This is a genomic window from Levilactobacillus hammesii DSM 16381 (assembly GCF_001434395.1).
Classification (GTDB): Bacteria; Bacillota; Bacilli; order Lactobacillales; family Lactobacillaceae; genus Levilactobacillus; species Levilactobacillus hammesii.
The window spans coordinates 82,210-105,926 of record NZ_AZFS01000060.1; the positions used below are offsets into that span (position 1 = coordinate 82,210).

General features: G+C 48.7%; 22 protein-coding genes. 17 read left to right on the top strand and 5 right to left on the bottom strand.

Features of this window, described 5'->3' with window-relative positions:
- From FD28_RS13455 to FD28_RS08120, 10 genes are all read left to right on the top strand, one after another.
- Positions 1-276 (top strand): hypothetical protein (locus FD28_RS13455; protein ID WP_235806873.1); only part of this gene is annotated, 276 nt, incomplete at its 5' end.
- A gap of 175 nt (positions 277-451) precedes the next feature.
- Positions 452-2,695, top strand: a complete 2,244-nt coding sequence (locus tag FD28_RS08080; RefSeq protein ID WP_057734413.1) for an ATP-binding cassette domain-containing protein — start codon at positions 452-454, stop codon at positions 2,693-2,695.
- 176 nt (positions 2,696-2,871) lie between these two features.
- Positions 2,872-3,462 carry a sugar O-acetyltransferase gene (locus FD28_RS08085; protein WP_057734415.1) on the top strand — a complete coding sequence of 197 codons (591 nt, stop codon included), beginning with the start codon at positions 2,872-2,874 and terminating at the stop codon, positions 3,460-3,462.
- 190 nt (positions 3,463-3,652) lie between these two features.
- Positions 3,653-4,735 (top strand): GntR family transcriptional regulator, encoded by a 1,083-nt coding sequence (locus tag FD28_RS08090; RefSeq protein ID WP_057734417.1) that lies wholly within the window; start codon positions 3,653-3,655, stop codon positions 4,733-4,735.
- A gap of 620 nt (positions 4,736-5,355) precedes the next feature.
- Positions 5,356-6,756: a sugar porter family MFS transporter gene (locus FD28_RS08095; protein WP_057734419.1), complete on the top strand. Its 1,401-nt coding sequence runs from the start codon at positions 5,356-5,358 to the stop codon at positions 6,754-6,756.
- 36 nt (positions 6,757-6,792) lie between these two features.
- Complete coding sequence (locus FD28_RS08100; protein WP_057734420.1) at positions 6,793-8,394, top strand: xylulokinase; 1,602 nt, start codon at positions 6,793-6,795, stop codon at positions 8,392-8,394.
- A gap of 17 nt (positions 8,395-8,411) precedes the next feature.
- Positions 8,412-9,140, top strand: coding sequence for an L-ribulose-5-phosphate 4-epimerase (locus FD28_RS08105; RefSeq protein ID WP_057734423.1), 729 nt, complete (start codon positions 8,412-8,414; stop codon positions 9,138-9,140).
- A 57-nt stretch (positions 9,141-9,197) separates the two neighbouring features.
- Positions 9,198-10,622, top strand: a complete 1,425-nt coding sequence (gene araA, locus FD28_RS08110) for an L-arabinose isomerase (protein WP_057734425.1) — start codon at positions 9,198-9,200, stop codon at positions 10,620-10,622.
- A gap of 241 nt (positions 10,623-10,863) precedes the next feature.
- Positions 10,864-11,427, top strand: coding sequence for a sugar O-acetyltransferase (locus FD28_RS08115; protein WP_083478151.1), 564 nt, complete (start codon positions 10,864-10,866; stop codon positions 11,425-11,427).
- A gap of 409 nt (positions 11,428-11,836) precedes the next feature.
- Entirely contained in the window at positions 11,837-13,246 is a 1,410-nt protein-coding gene (locus FD28_RS08120) for a sugar porter family MFS transporter (RefSeq protein WP_057734427.1), read from the top strand.
- Between the two features lie 626 nt (positions 13,247-13,872).
- On the opposite strand, the gene FD28_RS08125 is transcribed toward FD28_RS08120, so the two are convergent.
- Positions 13,873-14,067 carry a hypothetical protein gene (locus FD28_RS08125; RefSeq protein WP_235806874.1) on the bottom strand — a complete coding sequence of 65 codons (195 nt, stop codon included), beginning with the start codon at positions 14,065-14,067 and terminating at the stop codon, positions 13,873-13,875.
- A gap of 190 nt (positions 14,068-14,257) precedes the next feature.
- Here FD28_RS08125 and FD28_RS08130 point away from each other — a divergent pair, with 190 nt between their 5' ends.
- The 6 genes from FD28_RS08130 (at position 14,258) to FD28_RS08155 (ending at position 19,233) form a co-directional block, all read left to right on the top strand.
- A complete protein-coding gene (locus FD28_RS08130) occupies positions 14,258-14,575 on the top strand; it encodes a biotin/lipoyl attachment domain-containing protein (RefSeq protein WP_057734429.1) in 318 nt (105 codons plus the stop codon).
- A gap of 15 nt (positions 14,576-14,590) precedes the next feature.
- Entirely contained in the window at positions 14,591-15,478 is an 888-nt protein-coding gene (locus FD28_RS08135; protein WP_057734431.1) for an RluA family pseudouridine synthase, read from the top strand.
- Positions 15,479-15,480: 2 nt separating this feature from the next.
- Positions 15,481-16,257, top strand: coding sequence for a DUF1003 domain-containing protein (locus FD28_RS08140; protein ID WP_057734433.1), 777 nt, complete (start codon positions 15,481-15,483; stop codon positions 16,255-16,257).
- Between the two features lie 230 nt (positions 16,258-16,487).
- Positions 16,488-17,075 carry a GNAT family N-acetyltransferase gene (locus FD28_RS08145; protein WP_083478152.1) on the top strand — a complete coding sequence of 196 codons (588 nt, stop codon included), beginning with the start codon at positions 16,488-16,490 and terminating at the stop codon, positions 17,073-17,075.
- A gap of 224 nt (positions 17,076-17,299) precedes the next feature.
- Positions 17,300-17,707: a hypothetical protein gene (locus FD28_RS08150; protein WP_057734435.1), complete on the top strand. Its 408-nt coding sequence runs from the start codon at positions 17,300-17,302 to the stop codon at positions 17,705-17,707.
- 254 nt (positions 17,708-17,961) lie between these two features.
- Positions 17,962-19,233 (top strand): uracil-xanthine permease family protein, encoded by a 1,272-nt coding sequence (locus FD28_RS08155; protein ID WP_057734436.1) that lies wholly within the window; start codon positions 17,962-17,964, stop codon positions 19,231-19,233.
- Positions 19,234-19,538: 305 nt separating this feature from the next.
- Here FD28_RS08155 and FD28_RS08160 read toward each other — a convergent pair whose 3' ends face one another.
- Complete coding sequence (locus FD28_RS08160; protein ID WP_057734439.1) at positions 19,539-19,874, bottom strand: AzlD domain-containing protein; 336 nt, start codon at positions 19,872-19,874, stop codon at positions 19,539-19,541.
- Positions 19,865-20,569, bottom strand: a complete 705-nt coding sequence (locus FD28_RS08165) for an AzlC family ABC transporter permease (protein ID WP_057734441.1) — start codon at positions 20,567-20,569, stop codon at positions 19,865-19,867. Before FD28_RS08165 ends, FD28_RS08160 begins: the two co-directional genes overlap by 10 nt.
- Before the next feature lie 300 nt (positions 20,570-20,869).
- On the opposite strand from FD28_RS08165, the gene FD28_RS08170 reads away from it, so the two are divergent.
- On the top strand, positions 20,870-21,196 hold the full coding sequence (locus FD28_RS08170) for a MerR family transcriptional regulator (protein WP_235806875.1): 327 nt from the start codon (positions 20,870-20,872) through the stop codon (positions 21,194-21,196).
- Between the two features lie 115 nt (positions 21,197-21,311).
- On the opposite strand, the gene FD28_RS08175 is transcribed toward FD28_RS08170, so the two are convergent.
- Complete coding sequence (locus FD28_RS08175; RefSeq protein WP_057734442.1) at positions 21,312-22,037, bottom strand: DUF4811 domain-containing protein; 726 nt, start codon at positions 22,035-22,037, stop codon at positions 21,312-21,314.
- The gene (locus tag FD28_RS08180) at positions 22,034-23,521 is read right to left on the bottom strand and encodes an MDR family MFS transporter (RefSeq protein WP_057734444.1); all 1,488 of its coding nucleotides are present in this window, start codon (positions 23,519-23,521) and stop codon (positions 22,034-22,036) included. The genes FD28_RS08175 and FD28_RS08180 overlap by 4 nt, the downstream gene beginning before the upstream one ends.
- Positions 23,522-23,717: the final 196 nt, after the last annotated feature.

The following is a 23,717-nucleotide window of genomic DNA, read 5'->3' on the forward strand; positions in this document are numbered from 1 at the left end:
GCATCTCTGGCCCCCTCCGGTTATGATCGAATCTCCATGGCAACATTGTCGAAATTCAGTCATAAACGGGTGGTATTAAAACAATACTGGTGGCAGAGCTTCAGTGTAGCCGTGAGTGAGCTAAATTTGGGCTCAGCAGTGGGATTTTCCAAGTGGTCTACTTGGAAAATGGTGACTTTGAAACGTGGGTTAGCGGTTCAAAGCAAGGTCCGAGACTGTTCTGTGACTCGGGCCGACCTGCCCACCGCGTTCCAGCCCAAATTTGGCGAACGGTAAGGCGGCGGATGAGCACATTTGGCTAATACGTAAAGTAAGTGGAATACCAGAGTGGCGCTAATCACGCCGCTTTTTTTGCGTGGTGATTCACAAGTCATCTTTCTTTGTGGCGATTGGCGGGTATGGTAACCTTAAAGGCGCTGTGTTGCTGACGCCTAGCAGAGGAGGTTCTGCCATGTCTGATCCAAATTTCATTGAGATTGTGAATGACCGTGAGAATAACCTACAGAATATTAGTCTCAAGATTCCTAAGAATCAACTGACCGTGTTTACCGGTGTTTCGGGCTCAGGTAAGTCGTCGATAGTCTTTGACACGATTGCCCAGGAAGCCGGTCGGCAGTTGAACAGTACATATGATAGTTTTACGCGGAATTTTCTGCCCGATTACCGGCGACCAGATGTTGATGAGGTACGGAACTTGTCGACGGCCATTGTCATCGATCAGAAACCATTGGGCGGCAATGCGCGATCAACGTTGGGAACCGTGAGTGATATCAGCCCGTTGTTGCGCATCCTATTTTCACGATTCGGTGAGCCGCATTACGGCGATGCCAGCAATGCCTTTTCCTTTAACGATCCGGCTGGGATGTGTCTGACCTGCGAGGGGATTGGCAAGACCTACGTCGTTAAACGCGAGGCCATTCTTGATCCGCGTAAGTCCCTGAACGCGGGGGCCATTCTGCTGCCCGGATACGGTACGCAAACGTTTCTGTATCAGACGTTAAAGGCGACGGGGTGGTTTGACTTGGACCAACCAGTAGCCGAGTTTTCGGCGGAACAGTTGAACCAGCTCCTGAATGGGGAGATGGCGGTCCGGGTTAACTACAAGGAGTCGGTGTTTAATGTAAAGTTTGAAGGGCTAGAGCGGCTTTTCTACCGCCAAAACTTGAAGGTTGGTAAGGGCATTAGTGATGGTGCTCGTAAGAAGATCGAAAAATTTGCGACGATGAGCCCTTGTCCAGTCTGTCATGGCCAACGGTTTAATCCGCAAGTCTTGGCGGCTAAAATTAAGGGCTATAACATCTATGATTTGACCGCATTGCAGCTGACGGATTTGCAGGGCGTGCTGGCGCAGTTCGATGACCCCCGCATGGCCAATCTGATTAGTAGCATTCAGGAACGGGTCAGTGGGTTGGTCGATGTCGGCCTCGATTACTTGAGTCTGACGCGTGAGACCACCACGTTGTCTGGTGGGGAATCGCAGCGGGTTAAGACAGTTAAATACTTGGCCAACAGCCTGACCAATCTGCTCTATATTCTAGATGAACCCAGCACGGGCTTACATCCACGCGATGTTCACCGGCTGAATGAGTTGCTCATCAAGTTACGCAGCAAGGGAAATACGGTGTTAGTGGTTGAACACGACCCCGATGTGATCAAGGTGGCGGACTACGTCGTGGATGTGGGGCCGCATGCTGGTATCCACGGCGGACAGATCATGTTCACGGGGACGTATCCGGCGTTACTACGTTCGCAAACCCTAACAGCGCAGTACCTCAACCGGCATTTGCCAATTAAGGAAGATCCGCGACAGCCGACGTCGTTTATAACGAGTCAGCCGAGTCACCGGCACAATCTCAAGGATGCCGTTCTGGAGATTCCGCAGGGACTGTTCACCGTGGTGACGGGGGTTGCTGGCTCTGGTAAGAGTACGTTGGTTGAGCAGGTCTTTGCGCAGGAACATCCGGAGGCCATTCGCATCGACCAGCAGGCCTTACATGCCAACAGTCGCTCGAATCCAGCCACCTATATGGGAGCGTTGAACGATATCCGGAAATTACTGGCTGCCGAGAATGGGGTCAGTGAGAGCCTATTTAGCGCTAATTCTAAAGGAGCTTGCCCGAAGTGTGGGGGTAAAGGTGTGATTGAATTGAACCTGTCCTTTATGGAAAATGCGACGGTCACGTGTCCACTCTGTCACGGGGGCCGATTCGATCCACAAGTTCTGACCTATCAGTTTAAGGATCGTAATATTGAAGAGATTATGGCGATGACGGTGGAGGAAGCGACCACGTTCTTTGCTCAGACTAAGGTGGCGGCGAAACTGAAAAACATGCTGGCCGTGGGCTTAGAGTACCTGGCCTTGGGACAACCCCTGAGCACCCTTTCTGGTGGTGAGAGTCAGCGATTGAAAATTGCCAAGGAGCTCAACCAGCAGGGGAACCTCTACATTTTGGATGAACCCACCACCGGTTTGCATCCTTCCGACATTACGATAATCATCAAAATTATCAACGATTTAGTGGGCAAGGGAAATACGGTGATTGTGATCGAACATAACCTAGATGTTATACGTCGTGCCGATTGGTTAATCGATATTGGTCCGGATGGTGGGGCGAACGGCGGGGAAGTCTTGTATGCAGGACCCGTTGCTGGCGTGCGCCAGGCGGCCCGTTCGGTGACGGGGCAGTACCTCTAAGTTGAAATCAAATAAATTTAGCGACTATCTGGTTAAGGCGGTAGTCGCTTTTTTTACTGTTTTATTTATCCGTACGAATAAATAAATCTAGTGAATTTACGAATAAATGTGTTGTAATCGCTTACATCGTGTGCTACCATTATCCTCATAAATTAGGATGAAGGACTGACATTAAAATGGCAAAGACTGAATTTCAAAAGATGATGGACCAAGAACTCTATGATGTGAACGATGAAAAGCTGGTCCATGACCGTTTTGCGGCGCGGGATCTCTATGAATCATTGGACAACATTCCCTTCCGCGAGAAGGATCGAGTTACGGCGGTAGTTAAGCAATTATTTGGGTCGGTGGGGAAGAACGTTGAGATTCGCCCACGATTTGTCTGTGATTACGGGTACAACATTCACGTTGGCGATAACTTCTTCGCCAACTTTGACTGTATTCTATTGGATACTTGCGAGATTACGATTGGGAATAACGTGCTATTGGCACCCCGCGTGCAGATCTATACGGCCGGCCATCCCTTCAACATTGCCGACCGCACCTCTTGGCTGGGCAATGGCGCCCCAGTCGCTATCGGGGATAATTGTTGGATTGGTGGCAATGTCACCATTGTACCGGGCGTCACGATTGGAAATAACGTGATTGTCGGTGGGGGATCTGTGGTCACCAAATCATTTGGAAACAACGTCGTGATTGCGGGGAATCCCGCTCGGGTGATTAAGCATTTGGACGCCGAAGGCAACGTGATTCCGGAAGAAAAATAGATTTATCCGAATAAAACTAGCCCTAAATTGGCAATTAGCCTAAAGTTTGATATGCTAGTGTTAACCAGATAAATTACGAATAAATTTGTAGCCGCTGATTTGGGTGCGGTAGGGTTTGCGCAGACTTGCAAAAACGTTACCAACGGGAGTACTGCGGTGCAGGTTGGTTACAAACTATGGGAGAGTAAACATGGAAAATAAATACCAACGCGTCAAGGACTCCTTAAAAGAAGCGATTCTTTCGGGAAAGTATCCAATTGACGAAAAATTACCAACCGAGACAGAACTGATGGAACAGTTTAAGGTTTCACGTTATACCATTCGACGTGCGGTGGGGGACTTAGAGACTGAACATTTTATCTACCGAATTCAGGGTGGGGGCATGTTTGTTCAGGACTGGCACAAGGACTGGGCGACAGAAAATGACAGCAAGATGATTGGGGTCATTACGACCCACATTGCGGATTACATTTTCCCCCAGATTATCTATGGCATGGACAAGATTATTTCTGATGGCGGTTATTCGCTTTTGCTGGGGAATACCCACAACAACCACGATAAGGAACGCAAGAACCTGATTAACATGTTGAATAGCAAGGTGGCGGGGTTGATCATTGAGCCGACGCAGAGTGCCTTGCCGAACCCCAACATGGACCTTTATCAGGAGATTAAGGACGATCAGATCCCCGTTCTTTTCATTAATGCGGCGTATCCGCAACTGGAATTTCCTTACGTCACCACGGATGATGTTGGCGCTGAAAAGAAGCTGATTGACCACCTGCTACAGATGGGGCATGAAAGCATTCTGGGGATCTTCCAAGTGGATGATATTCAGGGGGTCCACCGGATGAATGGCTTCGTTCAGGCCTATCAGGAACATCCCGATATTTCGTATAAGAGTAACCTGATTATGTATCAATCGGGGGATGACTTCTCGCGGATTACGAGCCGGATCGCCTCATATCTGAAGGATAACGAGCGGCCCACGGCGATTGCGTGCTATAACGATCAGCTCGCAATTCCCGTGATGGCATTCGTCAAGGAGCAGGGGTTCCGGGTCCCCCAAGATATTTCGATTGTCGGCTTTGATAACTATCAAATGTCGCAGTACATGAGTCCGGGATTAACGACCCTCAATCATGAGAAGGAGATCATGGGAGAGGACGCGGGACGGATGATGTTCCAGCTGCTGAATAAGCAGCCAGTCCAATCCATTACCTATGAGCCAGAATTGGTCATTCGCCAATCGACGGGGGCACCAAAGTCGTCGTAGATGGGTTAGGATGAATTTCGAACCAACCTGTCAATTGATCAGCAGTTGTTAGCAATTCATTAGATAAAACGCAAGCGTGCTGCAAGTAGGCACGCTTTTTTGGTGTCCCAATAGTTGGCCAGGTTAGCATACGAACGTGTGCTGCGGTCAGACACGGGCAACAAAAGGCGCCAGACCGGTTAAAGGTTGCACCTGATAATTATCGGATGATTATTGAAATTGGTCATTAGGAGATAATCCTTTGACTGGCTGAGCTGGTCAGTTGACAAGGATTCAGAGTTATTGGGATGAATTCGCAAAACGTAAAACGCTTAACCTGACAACATCCGTAAACGCTTTCAAATAATTAAAATTGATTCAAACCGCGCTGTGACAGCGATTTCAGTAAATATTAATACGCATATAAAAAATAAGTGTTGATTTATGCGTATAAATATAATACACTAAGTTTGTTCAGAAATGAAAACGCTTCACAATAATTACCATGATTTCCGATTGGCCGGCCAGTCGAAAAAGGGTGATGAGAAAAGTGAGAACGCTTCATTTCTATCAATAGTTAAGCGGGAAAAGCCATTATTTGTTTTTTATCTTTACCCCTTTAAACTTAGGAGGAACGAAATTTGGAAGCGAAAGCGAAAAAGAAAGTCTCAAGTGGATTCATATTCTTCTTTGGATCATTTGGTGGAATTCTCTTCGGTTACGATATCGGTGTTATGACCGGTGCCTTGCCATTCTTGAAAACCGACTGGGCATTGACTAACGCCTCATTAATCGGTTGGGTTACGTCGTCAGTTATGTTTGGTGCCATCTTCGGTGCCGCAATTGCCGGTCAATTGGCCGATAAATTAGGTCGTCGGCGGATGATCCTGATGTCATCCTTAATCTTCGCCATTGGATCAATCCTTTGTGGATTCTCTCCTAACGGTGGGACTTACTACTTAATCGGGATGCGGATCTTCTTGGGGTTAGCCGTTGGTGCTGCCTCAGCCTTAGTCCCAGCCTACATGTCAGAAATGGCGCCAGCGCGTTTGCGTGGTAGCTTGTCTGGGATTAACCAGACCATGATTGTTTCTGGGATGTTGATTTCTTACATTGTCGACTTCGTTTTGAAGGATTTACCTGGCAACTTGTCATGGCGTTTAATGTTAGGTCTGGCTTCTGTACCAGCCTTCATCCTCTTCGCTGGTGTTCTGAAATTGCCAGAATCACCTCGTTTCTTAATCAAGTCTGGTCGTTTGGACGAAGCACGGACGGTTCTCTCATACGTTCGTAAGCCTGACGAAGTTGAACCAGAAGTTAAGTCCATTCAAGAAACTGCTCAAACTGAAGAAAACAACTTGGAAAAGACCTCATGGGCCACGTTATTTAACGGCAAGTACCGTTACTTAGTGATTGCCGGTGTTGGGGTCGCTGCCTTCCAGCAATTCCAAGGTGCCAACGCGATCTTCTACTACATTCCATTGATCGTTGAAAAGGCTACTGGGAACGCCGCAAGTTCCGCTCTGATGTGGCCAATCATCCAAGGTGTTCTGTTAGTTCTTGGTTCATTACTCTACATCTGGATTGCTGAAAAATTCAATCGTCGGACGTTGTTAACCATGGGTGGTTCAGTGATGGCTTTGTCCTTCCTGTTACCAGCTATCATTAACAAGTTAGTTCCTAACGCAAGTCCAATGATGATCGTTGTCTTCTTATCTATCTACGTTGCATTCTACTCATTCACTTGGGCACCACTTACCTGGGTTCTGGTTGGTGAAATCTTCCCACTGGCTATCCGGGGCCGTGCATCTGGTTTAGCATCATCATTCAACTGGATCGGTTCATGGGCTGTTGGTTTAATCTTCCCAATCATGACGGCTGCAATGTCACAAGAAGCTGTGTTCGCTGTCTTCGGTGTTATCTGTGTCTTGGGTGTTCTGTTCATCCGCTTCTGTGTTCCAGAAACGCGTGGTCACACTCTTGAAGAAATCGAAGCACAAGGTACGAACCATGGTAAGAACAAGGAAACAGCTAACAACTAGTAATTCTCGATTTAAAATTATTGGGAGGTAAGTTAAATGAACTTAGTTGAAACGACTCGCGCTATCGAAGCCGGTGAGGTTTCCTTAGGGATCGAGTTAGGTTCAACCCGGATTAAAGCGGTATTGGTCACTGATGACTTCAATACTATCGCCTCAGGCAGTTATGTTTGGGAGAACCGCTTTGAAGACGGTGTCTGGACATATCCTATCGACGAAGTTTGGACTGGGATTCAACAAAGCTACACGCAAATGGCTGCTGATGTTCAAAGCAAGTATCACAGTGCTTTGACTAAGATCAGTGCCGTTGGGGTTAGTGCCATGATGCATGGTTACTTGGCCTTTGATAAGAGTGGCGAATTGTTGGTACCATTCCGGACTTGGCGGAACAACATCACGGAACAATCTGCTGATGAATTGACCAAGTTATTCAATTTCAACATTCCACAACGTTGGAGTATTGCTCATTTGTACCAAGCTATTCTGAATGGTGAAGACCACGTTCGTAACGTGAACTTCATCACCTCACTGGCTGGTTATGTAACTTGGAAATTATCTGGCGAAAAGGTCTTGGGTGTTGGGGATGCTTCCGGTGTCTTCCCAATCGATGACAAGACGGGTTCTTACGATAAAGAGATGCTGAAGAAGTTCAGTAACCTCGACAACGTTAAGCAATACCCTTGGGACATCGAAGACATCTTGCCTGATATCTTACCAGCTGGTAAGGTTGCCGGTCACTTGACCGCTGATGGGGCTAAACTCCTGGATGCTAATGGTAACTTGGAAGCTGGCAGTGTCATGGCACCACCTGAAGGGGATGCTGGTACCGGGATGGTTGGTACGAACAGTGTGCGGAAGCGGACTGGGAATATCTCCGTTGGGACTTCATCCTTCTCCATGAACGTCTTGGACAAGCCTTTGACTAAGGTTTACCGCGATATCGATATCGTGATGACGCCAGATGGCTCACCTGTAGCCATGGTCCACATTAACAACTGTTCTTCAGATATTAATGCTTGGGCTAGCGTCTTCAACGAATTTGCGCAACGACTCGGGGTAGAACTTAAGCCTGATCGCTTATACGAAACGCTCTTCTTGGAAGCAGCTAAGGCTGATCCAGATGCCGGTGGTTTGGTGAACTACAGTTATCAATCTGGTGAAAACATCACCAAGATTAAGGCTGGCCGTCCATTATTCGTTCGGACACCAAACAGCAAGTTTAGCTTACCTAACTTCATGCAGACGCAGTTATACGCTGCCTTTGCACCATTGAAGATTGGGATGGACATCTTGATCAATCAAGAACATGTTCATACCGATGTCATGATCGCCCAAGGTGGTTTGTTCCGGACACCAGTTATTGGCCAACAAGTCTTGGCTAATGCGTTGAACGTGCCAATCACGGTTATGAGTACTGCCGGCGAAGGTGGTCCATGGGGGATGGCGGTCTTAGCGGTTTACGCTAAGCGCGATACCGATGAATCATTGGAAGACTTCTTGGATCAAGAAGTCTTCACGAACCCAGAATCCATGACTTTGAGTCCAGAACCTGAAGGGGTTGCTGGATACCAGAAGTTCATCGAAAAGTATCAAGCTGGCTTGCCGGTGGAAGCTGCCGCTGGCGATGCAATTAGCGACTAAGAGAGGAAGTTAATTGAATGTTAGAGGAATTAAAGCAAGAGGTTTATGAAGCCAACATGCAACTGCCAAAACTTGGCCTGGTTACCTTTACTTGGGGTAACGTTTCCGGGATCGACCGGGAAAAGGGTCTGTTCGTCATCAAGCCTTCCGGGGTTGACTACGACAAGTTAAAGCCTAGCGACTTGGTCGTCGTAAACTTGAAGGGTGAAGTGGTTGAAGGGGAAATGAACCCTTCTAGCGACACCCCAACGCATACGGTACTTTACAACGCATTTCCAAACATTGGTGGGATTGTGCACACGCACTCTCCATGGGCCGTTTCATTTGCTGGCGCCAACTTAGACGTTCCAGCTATGAACACGACGCACGCCGACACGTTCTACGGTGATGTTCCAGCGGCCGACGCTTTGACCAAGGAAGAGATCGAAGAAGACTACGAAGGCAATACGGGTAAAACCATTGTCAAGACCTTCAAGGAACGTGGTTTGGATTACGAAGCTATTCCAGCCGCTTTGGTTAGCCAACATGGTCCATTCGCTTGGGGTCCTACTCCAGCCAAGGCCGTGTACAACTCCAAAGTTTTGGAAGTGGTTGCTGAAGAAGATTATCACTCCATGCAATTAACCCATAAAAACCTGGAATTGCCACAATATCTGTTGGATAAGCACTATTACCGTAAGCACGGTAAGAACGCTTATTATGGGCAAAACAATGCCAAGTCGCAGAGCCATGCGGCGCGTGAATAATTTGGTATCAATTGCTTCATGAATAACAATCAATTATATAGAAGGAGTGCTTAAATTATGTTATCAGTTCCTGATTATGAATTTTGGTTTGTTACCGGTAGTCAACATCTCTATGGTGAAGAACAATTAAAGTCTGTTGCCAAGGATGCCCAAGACATTGCCGACAAGTTAAACGCAAGCGGCAAGTTACCATACAAGGTTGTCTTCAAGGATGTTATGACGACTGCCGAAAGCATCACTAACTTCATGAAGGAAGTTAACTACAACGATAAAGTTGCCGGGGTTATTACCTGGATGCACACGTTCTCTCCAGCCAAGAACTGGATCCGTGGGACTGAATTGTTGCAAAAGCCATTACTCCACTTGGCTACTCAATACTTGAACAACATCCCATACGCTGACATTGACTTTGATTACATGAACTTGAACCAAAGTGCGCATGGTGACCGTGAATATGCTTACATCAATGCACGTTTGAAGAAGAACAACAAGATCGTTTACGGCTACTGGGGCGACGAAGCAGTTCAAGACAAGATTGCTGCTTGGGAAGACGTTGCAGTTGCTTACAACGAAAGCTTCAAGGTTAAGGTTGCTCGTTTCGGAGACACCATGCGTAACGTTGCCGTTACTGAAGGTGACAAAGTACAAGCACAAATCCAAATGGGCTGGACTGTTGACTACTACGGTATCGGTGACTTAGTTGAAGAAATCAACAAGGTTAAGGATGCTGACATCGACAAGGAATACGCTGACTTGGAAAGCAAGTACACCATGGTTCAAGGTGACAACGATGCTGACAAGTACAAGAACTCCGTACGTACCCAATTGAAGCAATACATCGGGATCAAGAGTTTCTTGGAAAAGGGTGGTTACACTGCCTTCACCACGAACTTCGAAGACCTCTGGGGTATGGAACAATTACCTGGTTTAGCCGCACAATTGTTAATCCGTGACGGTTATGGCTTCGGTGCCGAAGGTGACTGGAAGACCGCTGCTCTTGGCCGTGTCATGAAGATCATGTCCCACGGTAAGAAGACGGCCTTCATGGAAGACTACACGCTTGACTTACGTAAGGGCCACGAAGCTATTCTTGGTTCTCACATGCTGGAAGTTGACCCAACGATCGCTTCCGACAAGCCTCGTGTTGAAGTTCACCCATTGGATATCGGTGGTAAGGCTGACCCTGCACGTCTGGTCTTCACTGGTTCAGAAGGTGACGCTATTGACGTTACGGTTTCTGACTTCCGTGATGGCTTCAAGATGATCAGTTACGCCGTAGCTGCTCACAAGCCAGAAGCTGAAACGCCTAACTTGCCAGTTGCTAAGCAACTCTGGACACCAAAGGTTGGTCTTGAAAAGGGTGCCTTAGCTTGGATGCAGGCCGGTGGTGGTCACCACACCATGCTCTCATTTGCTCTGACTGAAGAACAAATGGAAGACTTTGCGACTATGGTTAACATGAACAAGGCATTCATCAAATAGTCATTAATGACTGAAAAATGGTTGGGGTTGCCGAGAGCAGCTCCGGCCATTTTTATTTAGAATGTTATTTGCCAAAGTTGTCAACGTTCAGCAGATGTCGTCTGACCTTTTAAGCGGTGGCGTGATGATCTCAGCAATGACTTACGGGTCATTGTTTGCGCACTGAGAGAATTAACGGCTGGTCGAAAGCAAAGCGGTCATTTGTTGCACGGACGACGGATGGTTTAAGGAGGAAGAGAACGTGGGAAAATCAGAAAAAGAGAAAATGATCACCGGTGAATTGTTCGATGTCTACAACGATGAACTGGTCGCTGAACGAGGGGCCGCTCGTGAGCAGGTTGAGGCGATTAACGCCTTAGGGGAAAGTCACCCCGAAGAGAGCCAAAAGCTCGTGAAGAAGCTATTTGGGGCCACTGGTAAGGACGTCAGTGTTCACGCCAGCTTCAAGTGTGATTATGGCTACAATATCTATGTGGGCGAGGACTTCTTTGCCAATTACGATTGTGTGATGCTGGACGTTGCCCCCATTCGGATCGGCAAGCACTGTTTGCTGGGCCCCAAGGTGCAGATCTACTCCGTGAACCATCCGGCCGATCCCAAACTGCGGCGAAATGGCGCCATGGGAATTGGTAAACCCGTGACCTTAGGCGACGATGTCTGGGTTGGCGGCGGTGCCATTATTTGTCCAGGTGTGACGTTAGGGAATAATGTCATTGTTGGTGCCGGTAGTGTGGTCACAAAATCATTTGGCGATAACGTGGTGGTTGCCGGGAATCCAGCTCAGGTGGTTAAGCACTTGGGTTAACCGACTATAGCAGGTTAATGGGCTAAAGGATAGCCAATTTCGACAATTACCTATGAAGTGGTTCATCAGAACGCTTCCATCCTTGAGGGTGGGGGCTTCCGGTGAACCATTTTTTTGTTAATAAAGAGGCAATTTTCGAAAAAAGTTTTAGAGCAAGCGGTTGCTTTCATACCGGGGATTAGCGAAGAAAGCGCTTTGAAAAATTATCCGCATAATGAAAACGCTTATTGATTTATCCGTATAATTGTTTTAGAATACTTATATCGCGTTTGTGAAAACGTTTTACCTGAGCCTTGGTAAACACCGATTTTCCTGACGTTGAAACGATAATTGAGATTTATCGGACCAATTAGGCCGATGATCGTTTTGGCAGAGAGAACACGCAGAGACATTGGGAGGTTTTTTTAAAGTGAAAGGCAACAAGAAAATTTCAAGCGGTTACATTTATTTCTTTGGTTCCTTCGGAGGCATCTTATTTGGGTATGATATTGGGGTCATGACAGGGGCACTACCTTTTCTGGAAACAGATTGGAGTTTGTCCAACGCCACATTGATCGGTTGGATCACCTCAGCCGTGATGTTTGGGGCCATCTTTGGTGGCGCTATCTCTGGTCAACTTTCAGACAAGTTGGGTCGGCGGAAGATGATCCTGATTTCGGCGTTAATCTTTGCGCTGGGGTCCCTGATGTCTGCCATGGTGCCCAATCTAGGTGAGTATTACCTGATTGGTGTGCGGATCTTTCTTGGGTTGGCCGTAGGGGCTGCTTCGGCACTCGTGCCAGCCTACATGTCCGAAATGTCACCAGCACGCTTACGGGGGCGTTTAACGGGGATTAACCAGACCATGATTGTCTCGGGGATGCTCATCTCGTATGTCGTTGACTTTCTTTTGAAAGGGTTGCCAGAAGCCTTTGCTTGGCGCCTGATGTTAGGTTCCGCTGCAATTCCAGCCATCATTCTCTTTGCGGGAGTTCTCCGGTTGCCCGAATCACCACGCTTCCTGATCAAGAGTGGCCAGTTAGAGGCCGCTCGGACGGTGCTCAGTTATATTCGACCAGCGGATGAGATTGAGACCGAAATGACGACGATTCAAAGCACGGCTAAGACGGAAAGTGCTGCGGCAAAGAATACATCTTGGGCCACCTTATTCTCCGGGAAATACCGTTACCTGGTCATCGCCGGGGTCGGGATCGCCGCATTCCAGCAATTCCAAGGTGCCAACGCGATTTTCTACTACATTCCACTGATCGTGCAACAGGCGACGGGGAGTGCCGCAAGTAACGCCCTGATGTGGCCAATCATCCAGGGGATTATCCTGGTAGTGGGGTCATTGGTCTTCTTATGGATTGCCGATAAATTTAACCGACGGACGCTATTGATCTTGGGTGGTGCCGTCATGGGGTTATCCTTCCTGTTACCAGCATTTCTGAACGTCACGCACTTAAACAGTAACCCGATGCTAATCGTGGTCTTCCTGTCCATCTATGTGGCTTTCTACTCCTTTACCTGGGCACCCTTAACTTGGGTATTGGTGGGTGAAATCTTCCCATTAGCTGTCCGCGGTCGTGCCTCCGGATTGGCTTCTTCATTTAACTGGATTGGGTCATTCGCTGTGGGGCTCTTGTTCCCCGTGATGACGGCAGCCATGTCTCAGGAAGCGGTTTTCGCCATCTTTGGTCTGATCTGCTTGCTGGGTGTTGCCTTCGTGCGCTTCTGCGTGCCAGAAACCAAGGGTCGTACGCTGGAAGAAATCGAACAACAAGGGACCCATGCTAAGGCTAACAAGGCTTTAGAAGCTTCAAGCGACTATACGGAATAGAAGATAAAGATTGTCAGTCACAGAATAGCCGTTGGCCATGATATGATTGGTGTCAGCTACCGAAATAGTGGCAATATTGTCTGCCGCCTTACCGTTCGCCAAATTTGAGCCGAAATGACGTTGGGAGGATGGCCAAAGTTATAGGCCTTACTTGGAATGAAATGACATTGTCTCAAGAGTGTCATTGTCAAAGCGGAATGCTTGGACAATCCAACGGCTGAGATCAAATCTAGCTCACTTACGGCTATATCAGCGGTTGATCTCGTCAATCATTTGGCCGACAACTAGAGTAACCGGAGGAGGCCAGAGATGTAGGCAGCTATGACAACGGTGTTAGCCGAGTATCGGCTTACAGCGTGGGACGTGTTTGGAGACCGATGATTTTCCGGGCTTCAAACCGAGTCGAAGGACCGCTTCTCAGGCCGTAGACGGTCCCCATAGCAGCCGGAATTTCTGGCAGCCGCAGGTGGCATACTGTCGTCTAGTTTAATGGCATTCAGCCTGACTAGCGCGGGAATATGGCGTATTCTTGATTTTTCAATCTTTAGATAAAAAGTAAAAAACGATGCCAGTCTGCGAATTTTATCGCAGATTGACATCGTTTTAAATTAGGTCGTTGTATGTGATCAGATGAAGCAGACCCAGCTCCCCATGCCGAGTAATCCCACACCGAGAAGGGTGAAGATCAGGAGTAGGGCTTTGGTATCCTGATCCGCCTTTTGGTTTGTTCGTGGAAATAACTTAAAGATAATAAAAACAAGTAATGCAATCCCCGTTAACAGGATGAGCGCCCCTGTTAAGGTGTTGTGTGACATCATCATGATTTTCTCCCCCTTTGATGGTTTCTATTATACCGACTTATCGGGGAAAAGGGTAAAATAACTCCCGTCAATTCTACGGCTATGTTAAAATATATCGTGATTGAAAGATTTTCTTCTCAGAAATAGCGTACACGTTAAAGTGAAATTTAAGTTGCAGCCGGAATGACCATACACATGAGGGGTGACGAGAATGATTGATAAACTTGAAGTGAGTGCCAGTGCATTATGGCTAACGCCCAAGGAACAAGGGGTTGTCCGAATCGGTTTTGCCGATGACGGCCGTGAGTTGTTGGGGCCCGTCCAGAAGGTTTCTTGGCAGGTCACAACGGGGCGCGTCCATATGGGGACACCGTTCTTAGTCGTGAGCGGGGCGAATGAAGAGTTAACCCTACATTTTCCATTTGCAGGACGCATTATCCGCGTCAATGAAGACTTGGTCAATCATCCGGAATGGCTAAATGATCGTAATGACGACTTGGATTGGATGGTTGATCTGATTGATGAGTAGAAGGGACCTGCCGGCATGAAATTAACTTGGCAAGTAAAGGCACCGGTGACTAGCCTCAAGCGGTTCTTGAACCAGCAGGGGGTTAGCCATCGTGTTTTTAGTGACCTCAAGCAAAATGGCACCATTTACGTTAACGGGACAGTTGTCACGCCCGCAGTTTCTCTCCAAGTGGGGGATGAAGTGGCCGTGACGTTACCCGCTGAAACCGCTGATCCCGATGTCGCGACCAGTACCGTTCCCATCACGGTTTTATTCGAAAACCGGGACTGGTTGGTGGTGGATAAACCGGCTGGCCTGAACGTGGTGCCGGGGCCGGCTAACCGTACCGACACGCTGGTTAACCGCATCAAGGGACACTGGGCGGATATTCAGGCTGAAAATCAAGTGCCCCATATTTTGACGCGGTTGGATCGTTTTACCAGTGGCATTGTGTGGGTGGCCCGTCATCGACTCGCCAATAGCCTGGCCAGTCAACTGCAAGCCCAACATCACCTTGATAAGCGCTACTTGGCCATTGTGAGTGGCCAATTGGCCCAGGACCACGGCATCATCGATGAACCCCTCGCCAGTGATCCGACCGGCTATAATCAGATGGTCTCACCGGCAGGTAAACCAGCACAGACGGAATACTGGGTGCAGGAACGCTTTGCAGACGCAACGGTGGTCGCCGTTAAGCTGCATACGGGACGGACCCATCAGATTCGCGCCCACTTTGCTTATCTCGGGCATCCCCTGGTGGGCGATCAGTTGTATGACGGTCCCCTGATCGGAGCGATGACGCGACAGGCGTTGCACGCGCACACCCTGCGCTTTACCGATCCCTTTACACAAGAGGAGCGGGTGTTTGAAAGTTCTGTGCCGGCCGATTGGCAGCAGTTGTTGACGCAGCTAAGGAGTGAATAGAGATGGCAGATGAAAAGGGGCTTCATTGCTTGGTTGATGGGGAGACCGTTAGTCTTGAGGGCAGCCTGCAGTTGTCCGAATTAGAGGTTGGCTTGCGGAACCGCATTAAGCGGGATTATCCGCAGAGTAAGGTCGATGACTACATCTGTGGGCATCACTTGCTCAAGTATCGGCTGGAACACGTTGATGCGCTGATTAATGCCGATATGAAGCAGACTAAGAAGATTAATCAGAAGCTGACGAAGGCCTTGCAGAGTGACGACTATGACATCATTGACGTTAATGACTCCTTGAAGGAAAGTTTGACGTTTGGTCAAAAGGTCTCGGATGATGTCGCCCGCTTTGGCGGATCCTGGGGCTTTATCTTCGTCTTTATGTTCGTTTTGATTGGGTGGATGATTGTCAACGGGTTGCATCTATTTGGGGTGAACTTTGACAACTACCCCTTCATTCTGTTAAATTTAGTGTTAAGCTGTGTGGCTGCGATTCAGGCCCCGATCATTATGATGAGTCAGAACCGTTCAGCCGACCGTGACCGAATGATGGCCGAAAACGACTATCACGTGAACCTAAAGTCGGAGCATGAATTACGCCTGCTCCACGCCAAGGTCGATCATTTAGCACAGAATCAGGTCCCGCATACAATGGAGATCGCCCGATTTCAGTTAGAAATTTTAGGTGAAATTCGACAAGAACTAGCCGAGTTACGCGCCCATGATACGGGGGCCGATGCGGCAAAACGAAGGGAGTCTCACCATGAGAACATGGATCACAGCTAGCGCCTTGTTTGTCGTTGGCTTGATTTTTGGTAAGCGTGCTGCCGTCAAGTGGGCACATTAGGCGATTAAGGGGTGTTAAATGGCAGTTGCTATTTAACGCGCCTTTTTTAGTCGCAATCGGGTTAAGCGGGCGGTTGGGGCTAAAAGTCCAGCCGCTGGCCATCAAATCCTTTGACAAAAATGAGCGCCTCCGTTAGTCTAGTTAATGAACTAGAAATGGAGGATTTTTTGTGATAATTCGCGAGGCTCAACCGGCGGACGCTCCTCAGATAGCGCCGTTGATGAACTTGATCTACGATGAGATGGAATTGACAGACCTGGAAGACGTTCCCGAACCCGACTTACTAAAGGCCATTACGGCGGCGTACCGCACTCGGACATACTTGTCTGGGGCGGCCACCACGGTAGTGGCCGAGGCCAATGGCCAAGTCGTGGGGGTGGCATTCGGCTATCCCGGAGAACGAGAAGATGCTGTAGACGATGTCTTTGCGCAGATTACTGCCAAGAGTGCGGCGTTTGATGTCCCATTTGAGGCCCAGTCGGAGACGGCCAAGGGTGAGTGGTACCTGGACTCACTGGCTGTGTCGCCTGATCACCAAGGAAAGGGGATTGGGCATCAGCTATTGCGGGCTTTACCGTACTATGCACGACGGGATAATCAAGCCGTCATCGGTCTAAACGTTGACCTGGAAAACCCAGCAGCTATGCGGCTCTATGAACGCATGGGCTACGAGGTATCGGGGAAACAAATGATTGGTGACCATCACTATTATCACATGCAACTAGAGATTGGCCAGCGTGCCAAAGTTGCAAACTAAATTGAACTTTGTGGAAGAGACCGGGGCAGATGTTCCGGTCTCTTTGAGTTCTGGTGTCCCGTGCAAACGCCGTTCATTTTTGAGAGAAACACTGGTATAATGTGGATTACTGATCATTAAGAAAAGCAATGAAGACCGGTTTCGCAACCTGCGATTGCTAAGGGAAGCGGAACCGTTGACCGGCAATAGGCCGCGATTAAACGAATTAAGAAGGAGTTTTACCGATGAAGGACGATTTAAAACTGGGCGACGCTGAGTTTGGCAAGATGATGCTGGTACTCAAGCAGCCGGTGACACAAAAAAATCACAAGGAATTCAAGTTTTTAGACGGCACCGAGACGGGTGAGATGCAAGAGATTGCCCCCGATATCTGGGCAATGCCCGCCTACATGCAGGCGGACGATGACTTTACGATGTTCTTCCTGACCACTCAGATCGAGTCCGGGGAAACGGTCATGGCGTTTGCCACCGGTGAGACCGCTGATGGCGATTTCCGGTTGAGCCAGCCCATGGTAACAGGAGCCGGACTTAACCTGCTGAATGAGCAGCAACCCGGTCGGGCTAAACGGGTACTGAAGTTTCTGAATGACATTTCTAAGGCTGATGAGGGGAACTGGCGGATGGTCGACTAGGCACCATCATAACCTGAATGTCGATAATCGGCTGACCTGTCAATGTCAGCAATGACTAACCCGGTGAGAATGATTCTTCTTGACAAGGGTCGGGCGGGCACCGTATACTTAATAAAATTTAGTTCCTTTAACATCGTCCCGTGAGGCGGTGAAGGGTTCGACTTCCGGCGATAGCTGGGTAAACTGGGCGAGCACGCTTCCTTACGGGACGGGCGCGCCTTTTTCTATACATTCTGAACTGGAGGTCATGTGGTATGAAAGAACCCTCGCGTTATCGCAATCCTGATGCGTTGATTGATATTTGGGAACGTCCAAGTTGGGGTCAGTGGTTTGGCTTATCATTGCAGCATTTATTTTCCATGTTTGGTTCTACCGTTTTGGTTCCCATTCTCGTCGGTTTAAATCCCGGCATTGCCCTCTTTAGCTCAGGGGTCGGCACGCTGATGTATATTTTGATTACCCGCGGTAAAATTCCGGCCTATATGGGATCGAGTTTTTCCTTTATCGTGCCCATGGTAGCCCTGATGAAGACGACCGGTTACCCGGGGATTGCACAAGGAACCATGGCCGTGGGGCTGGTGTACCTGATTGTGGCGGTTGTGGTGGCCTTGGTGGGTTCGGATTGGATCAACAAGGTCTTGCCCCCCATTGTGGTGGGGCCGATGATCATGGTCATCGGGTTGTCACTGGCGGGGAGTGCGGCACAGAAGGCAACGGTGGACAGCCAAGGGACGTATCACTGGCAGTTCTTCCTGGTGGCGATGGTGACCCTGTTGTTGACGGTGGCATTTAACCTGTATTTGAAAGGTTTTCTAGCGCTGATCCCCATTCTCATGGGGATTGTATTTGGCTACATAGTGGGGGCACTGGCGGGGCTGGTCAATTTTAAGCCAGTCATGGAAGCCGCGTGGTTTCAGCTGCCTAACTTCGAGTTTCCGGGGGTCAGCTACCCGCTTCACTTTTACTGGGGTGCCGTGCTCAGTCTGGCGCCCATTGCATTCGTCACGATGACCGAACACATCGGGCACATTACGGTTCTCAATGAACTGACCCACCGAAACTTCTTCGAAGACCCAGGGTTGCACCATACCTTAGCCGGGGATGGGTTGGCTTCAATCGTTGCCAGTCTGGTAGGGGGCCCGCCCGTCACCTCTTACGGTGAAAACGTGGGAGTGCTGGCCATCACGCGGGTTCACAGTGTCTATGTGCTGATTGGTGCGGCCGTCTTCGCCGTCATCTTCAGTTTTGTGGGCAAGCTGAGTGCCCTGATTGAAAGTATCCCGAATCCGGTTATCGGTGGGATCAGTTTTCTCCTGTTTGGGGTGATTGCCTCCAGCGGGATGCGTATCCTGATCGAAAAGCACGTGGACTTCAACAAGCGGCGCAACCTGATGATTGCCTCGTCAATTCTGGTCATTGGGATCGGGAACGCCTACCTCAAATTGGGCCAATATGAATTTTCAGGTCTAGCCGTTGCGGCCGTGTTAGGGATTGCCTTGAATCTGATTCTCCCCAAAGACGTTTAGTTTAAATAAAATGCCAAAAAACGTTACTGACGACCTTTGCGCCAGTAACGCTTTTTTAGATAACAGGATATTTTCAGTTATAGGTTGTTTCGGATATCTCGCGGCTGGGCTCAAATCTTCCTCACTCATGGTTATATAAAATAAAATAGTAATAATACCATTTAAACAACGTTCATGCTGGCGTCAGGGCCAAGTGCTAACGTAACCGGAGGAGGCTAGAGATGCAGGTGGTCCCCACAGCAGCCGGAATCTCTGGCAGCCGCAGGTGGTCGGTAAAAATACTTTAGTGGGTCCGTGGATGCCAGTTAGCCGCCGATGCTGAAGTAGCGGATGACCGCCATCGCCATAATCCCCACGACCACCACCATGAGGAGACTCTTGGTGAGCACGCCGGCAATGGTAGCTGGGATGGCCGCTAAGCAATTGGCCACGTTCAGTGTCGCCAGATGCCCCGGATTGGCCACAAAGAGACTCTGACAGCATAGCGCCGTCATAATCGTAATCGGCACGAAGGTGAGAAAGTCAATCAGCCAGGCAGGCATGTTGACCTGTTTGACGAAGGCAAAGGGTAACACCCGCGAGGCCAGGGTGATCACACCACACCCTAAGATAGCCCACAATTCAGTTAGACTCATCGACATTTCTTCATCTCCATTCCAAAGAGGCAACCCGCCACCGTGGCAACGAGGAGGGCAAAGTTTTGACTCATGAGGCCAATCATGAAGTAGTAGACAATGGCCACAAAGATCATGACCATTAACTGCAAGGGCAGGCCCAGGTGCCGGTCACTGATCAGCTGTAGGTAGACCAGGCCGATAAACATGGCGGTCAAGGCAAAGTCAAAGCCAAACCGGGTGGGGTCTGCAATCATGCCACCGAGGATGGCCCCGACGATCGTAGCAACGCCCCAGACCAAATAGGCGACGAGGTTTGCCGCGGATTGCCAGGCAAAGCTGAGTTTACCGTTGGTCTTGTTTTGCTTATTCATGGCCAGGGCAAAGGTTTCATCCGTGACCAGCGTGCCAATCAGTAGATTTTTAAAAAGCGATTCGTGCCGAAAATACTGCGCGAGGCTGGTACTCATCAGGATCATCCGTGAGTTGACCAGAAAAGTTGAAATAAAAATCCCGGACAGGGGATCATGTAATAAGAGCATACTGGTGATGATGAACTGCGCGGAACCAGCGTAAACGATGAAGGACATACCGGCCACGACCAGTAAACTCAGGTGACTGGTGTGCGCGACGATACCAAATGCTAATCCAACGCCAATGTAGCCAAAGACGGTCGGTAACACATCGCGGACGCCGGTCCTAAAGGTGAGTGATGGACTCATAGACAGACTTCCTCTCATGAAAAATTAATGAAGTTAATTTCCAGTTTATCGCTAACTGGAACGAAGGTAAACCGGTAATCTTAATTGTTTGACGGGAAATTAGTTGGTTGCCGAAAACAGATGGGTTTAAACGCTCAGAATGGTTATCACCGGACGGCATAATGGCTGGCCTAAAAGTTGTCAGTACCTAAAAATTAACTCAAAAAAGCCCCAATCAATTTCAACTGAACCCCGGTGTGGCGGGGATTAATGGCCTTAAATTTGGACTAGTCCATTTTGCAATCTAAATGTAAAATTTCTGTGAAAAATACTTCAGCCAAAGGGGTTGCTTTTTGTGGATGGCGGTTGTATGATACTCTCATTAACAAAGAAGAAAGCGGGGTAAAGATGATGAAGATGAACTTAACTGAACTGGCAAAGGCGGCTAATGTTGATGCCGGTCGGATTGACGAATACGTTAAGCATGGCTTACTAGGAGTTGACCATTCTGCGACGGAATTCGATGATTCGGATCTCTACTGGATCGACATGATTCAGTGTTTTCAGGATAACGGGACGTCTTTAGATGACTTATCCGGATTGTTACCACGATGCCGGAAGGGTCAATCTCGACTCATGCAAGTTTAGTAACGAAAGTGTAAATATGGTTCCAGATAACGCCGTGCGGTTGAGCTGCAGGCGTTATTTTTTTGCGCAAAAAAAGACGATCACCATTGGTCGTGATCGTCTTCAAGCTTGATATTTATTCAGCTTTAACTTGCTTGATGAGTTGTTGCATAGCTTTGGCCTGGTAAGCGGCCGCAGCTTCTTGTGTGAGCTTCTTCTGTTCTGCTGAGGACATCGTTGGATTCTTGGTCATAGCGGCCATGACCAGCTGTTTAACGTAAGCCGTGGCAGCCGTCTTTTGCTTGGCCTTGAAGGCCTTGGAGCTGGCCATCTTTTGCAGTTTCTTCGCTTGGCTGGCACTCAAGACGGTCCAGTTCTTGTTGATATAGATGGTATTGGTTTCCTTAACGTATTGGTGACCGTTGCCGGAAAGGCCAAACCAGAAGCTATACTTATTGTTCTTGTATTCACGGTAGACCTTCTTGGTCACGATGCGATTGGCACCGGTCGTGCGTTTCACCACGTTGGTTGTGGTCACTTTAGCCTTGGTATGACTGGTCTTCTTGGCCGTGGCACTGGTCTTGTACACGTAAACCTGGTGCTTATTTGCCGTCCCAATCGACTGGTAGAGCATCATCGGCATCTGCTTAGAGGGAGAAGCCGAGTAGATCTTCTGGGTCGAGGTGGTGGTGACGTTGTGCAAACCGTAATGGTCATGGTCGTTCTTGACCATGAAGAAGATACTGGTCAAGAGGCCGATGATGGCTAGAATAGTCAGGCTATTCGCGAGTACCCGGTTGGACAGGTACACGTAGAAAACGAAAGCGAGAACCGCACAGATAACTAATGTAATGACAATCACTTTGCGGCACCTCCTTTGATAGAATCTTCATCCGCCATGTGAACTGAGTGGGAGCCCTTTAGCTGGAAGGCCACAAACAGGGCAACCAGGCTGAAGCCAATCGCAATCCAGAAAGCAGCGTGATAACCATTAAGCGTCGCATCGATGGCCCGTGAAGCATAGCTCAACGGGTTCGTGGTCAGGACGTGCTTAGCAGGCATGCTGTTCTTCGTCACGTTGGTTAAGACACTCACCATGATGGCTGTCCCAACGGAGCTGGCGACTTGCCGTTGCGTATTGTTGACGGCAGTCCCGTGAGAAATCATGTTCATTGGTAAGGCGTTCATCCCGGCAGTCGTTGCGGGCATCATAACCATGGCAATCCCGAACATCCGAATGGCGTAGAGAATCACGATGTATAAGGTAGAGGTGTCCTTAGTGATCCAGACGAAGGGTAAGGTCCCAATCGTCAAGAGAAACATCCCCATGATGGCCAGGTGCTTGGCCCCGAAACGGTCAAAGGCCCGACCCGTGATGGGACTCATAATCCCCATCATCAGGGCACCAGCTAACAGGGTTAACCCAGAATGAAAGGCGGACATCCCTTTAACCATTTGAAGGTAGAGGGGAATGACCATTTCAACCCCAACCATGGCCATGTTGACCACGGAGCTTAAAATAGCAGAAACGGTAAATTGTTTGGATTTGTAAACCCGGAAGTTCAGGAATGGATCGTCCATGACGAGTTGACGCCAGATGAATAGACCCACGAAGATAAACCCGATGATCAAGGTTGATAAGACCTTGACGCTGCCCCAACCGTCGTCACCAACAGAGGAGAAACCGTATAGCATACTCCCAAATCCAATGGTGGAAAGGATGGCGGATAAGACATCCAAGGGCTCCTTGTGTGTTTCCAGCACGCTGCGCATCAACCAGAAGCTGGCTAAGATGACAACGGCCACGATAGGAATGATCATCCCAAAGAGGTCACGCCAAGTTAAATTGTCGATGACCCACCCAGAAAGGGTCGGGCCAATCGCTGGCGCCAGACCAATGACGATCCCGGCGAGTCCCATGGCTGTCCCCCGCTTGTTAGCGGGGAAGATAGTCAGCATCATGGTCTGGAGTAATGGCATCGAGACCCCGACACCCACGGCTTGGATCAACCGACCCGCCAATAACATTGGAAAGTTAACGGCGGCCCAACACGTGATCGTTCCGATTAAGAACGTGGTCATGGCACTGATGTATAATACCTTGGAGCTGATCGTGTTCAGCAGCCAAGCACTAATGGGAATCATAATCCCATTGACTAACAGAAATCCCGTGGTCAACCATTGAACGGTTGAGGTCGAGACGTCAAAGGCCTTCATTAAAGTTGGAAAGGCCGTACTTAAGATGGTTTGGTTTAAAACGGTACAGAAAGTCCCAATCAATAAGAGTGCAACCAGGAGGTTCCGGTTGTAGGGCTTGCCGTTTGTATCAACTGTTGCGTTTCCCAATGTAATTCCCTCTTTTTTCTAAAATTAATTATGGAATCACTATACGCAGAATGAACTAATTTGTCAACTAGCTTGACAACCTTTTTAGATTATATATACTAGTTGGAGAAAAGTGAACAACACTTTTAAATTTCTTAACAAATTTCACAAACGCTTTCATTGTATTTAAACGGGCATTTTCAAAAATTACTAGATT

Coding starts and splice junctions, on each gene's coding strand:
- FD28_RS08080 (WP_057734413.1), top strand. CDS start 452: ATGTCTGATCCAAATTTCATTGAGATTGTGAATGACCGTGAGAATAAC.
- FD28_RS08085 (WP_057734415.1), top strand. CDS start 2,872: ATGGCAAAGACTGAATTTCAAAAGATGATGGACCAAGAACTCTATGAT.
- FD28_RS08090 (WP_057734417.1), top strand. CDS start 3,653: ATGGAAAATAAATACCAACGCGTCAAGGACTCCTTAAAAGAAGCGATT.
- FD28_RS08100 (WP_057734420.1), top strand. CDS start 6,793: ATGAACTTAGTTGAAACGACTCGCGCTATCGAAGCCGGTGAGGTTTCC.
- FD28_RS08105 (WP_057734423.1), top strand. CDS start 8,412: ATGTTAGAGGAATTAAAGCAAGAGGTTTATGAAGCCAACATGCAACTG.
- araA (WP_057734425.1), top strand. CDS start 9,198: ATGTTATCAGTTCCTGATTATGAATTTTGGTTTGTTACCGGTAGTCAA.
- FD28_RS08125 (WP_235806874.1), bottom strand. CDS start 14,067: ATGATGATGTCACACAACACCTTAACAGGGGCGCTCATCCTGTTAACG.
- FD28_RS08130 (WP_057734429.1), top strand. CDS start 14,258: ATGATTGATAAACTTGAAGTGAGTGCCAGTGCATTATGGCTAACGCCC.
- FD28_RS08135 (WP_057734431.1), top strand. CDS start 14,591: ATGAAATTAACTTGGCAAGTAAAGGCACCGGTGACTAGCCTCAAGCGG.
- FD28_RS08140 (WP_057734433.1), top strand. CDS start 15,481: ATGGCAGATGAAAAGGGGCTTCATTGCTTGGTTGATGGGGAGACCGTT.
- FD28_RS08150 (WP_057734435.1), top strand. CDS start 17,300: ATGAAGGACGATTTAAAACTGGGCGACGCTGAGTTTGGCAAGATGATG.
- FD28_RS08155 (WP_057734436.1), top strand. CDS start 17,962: ATGAAAGAACCCTCGCGTTATCGCAATCCTGATGCGTTGATTGATATT.
- FD28_RS08160 (WP_057734439.1), bottom strand. CDS start 19,874: ATGTCGATGAGTCTAACTGAATTGTGGGCTATCTTAGGGTGTGGTGTG.
- FD28_RS08165 (WP_057734441.1), bottom strand. CDS start 20,569: ATGAGTCCATCACTCACCTTTAGGACCGGCGTCCGCGATGTGTTACCG.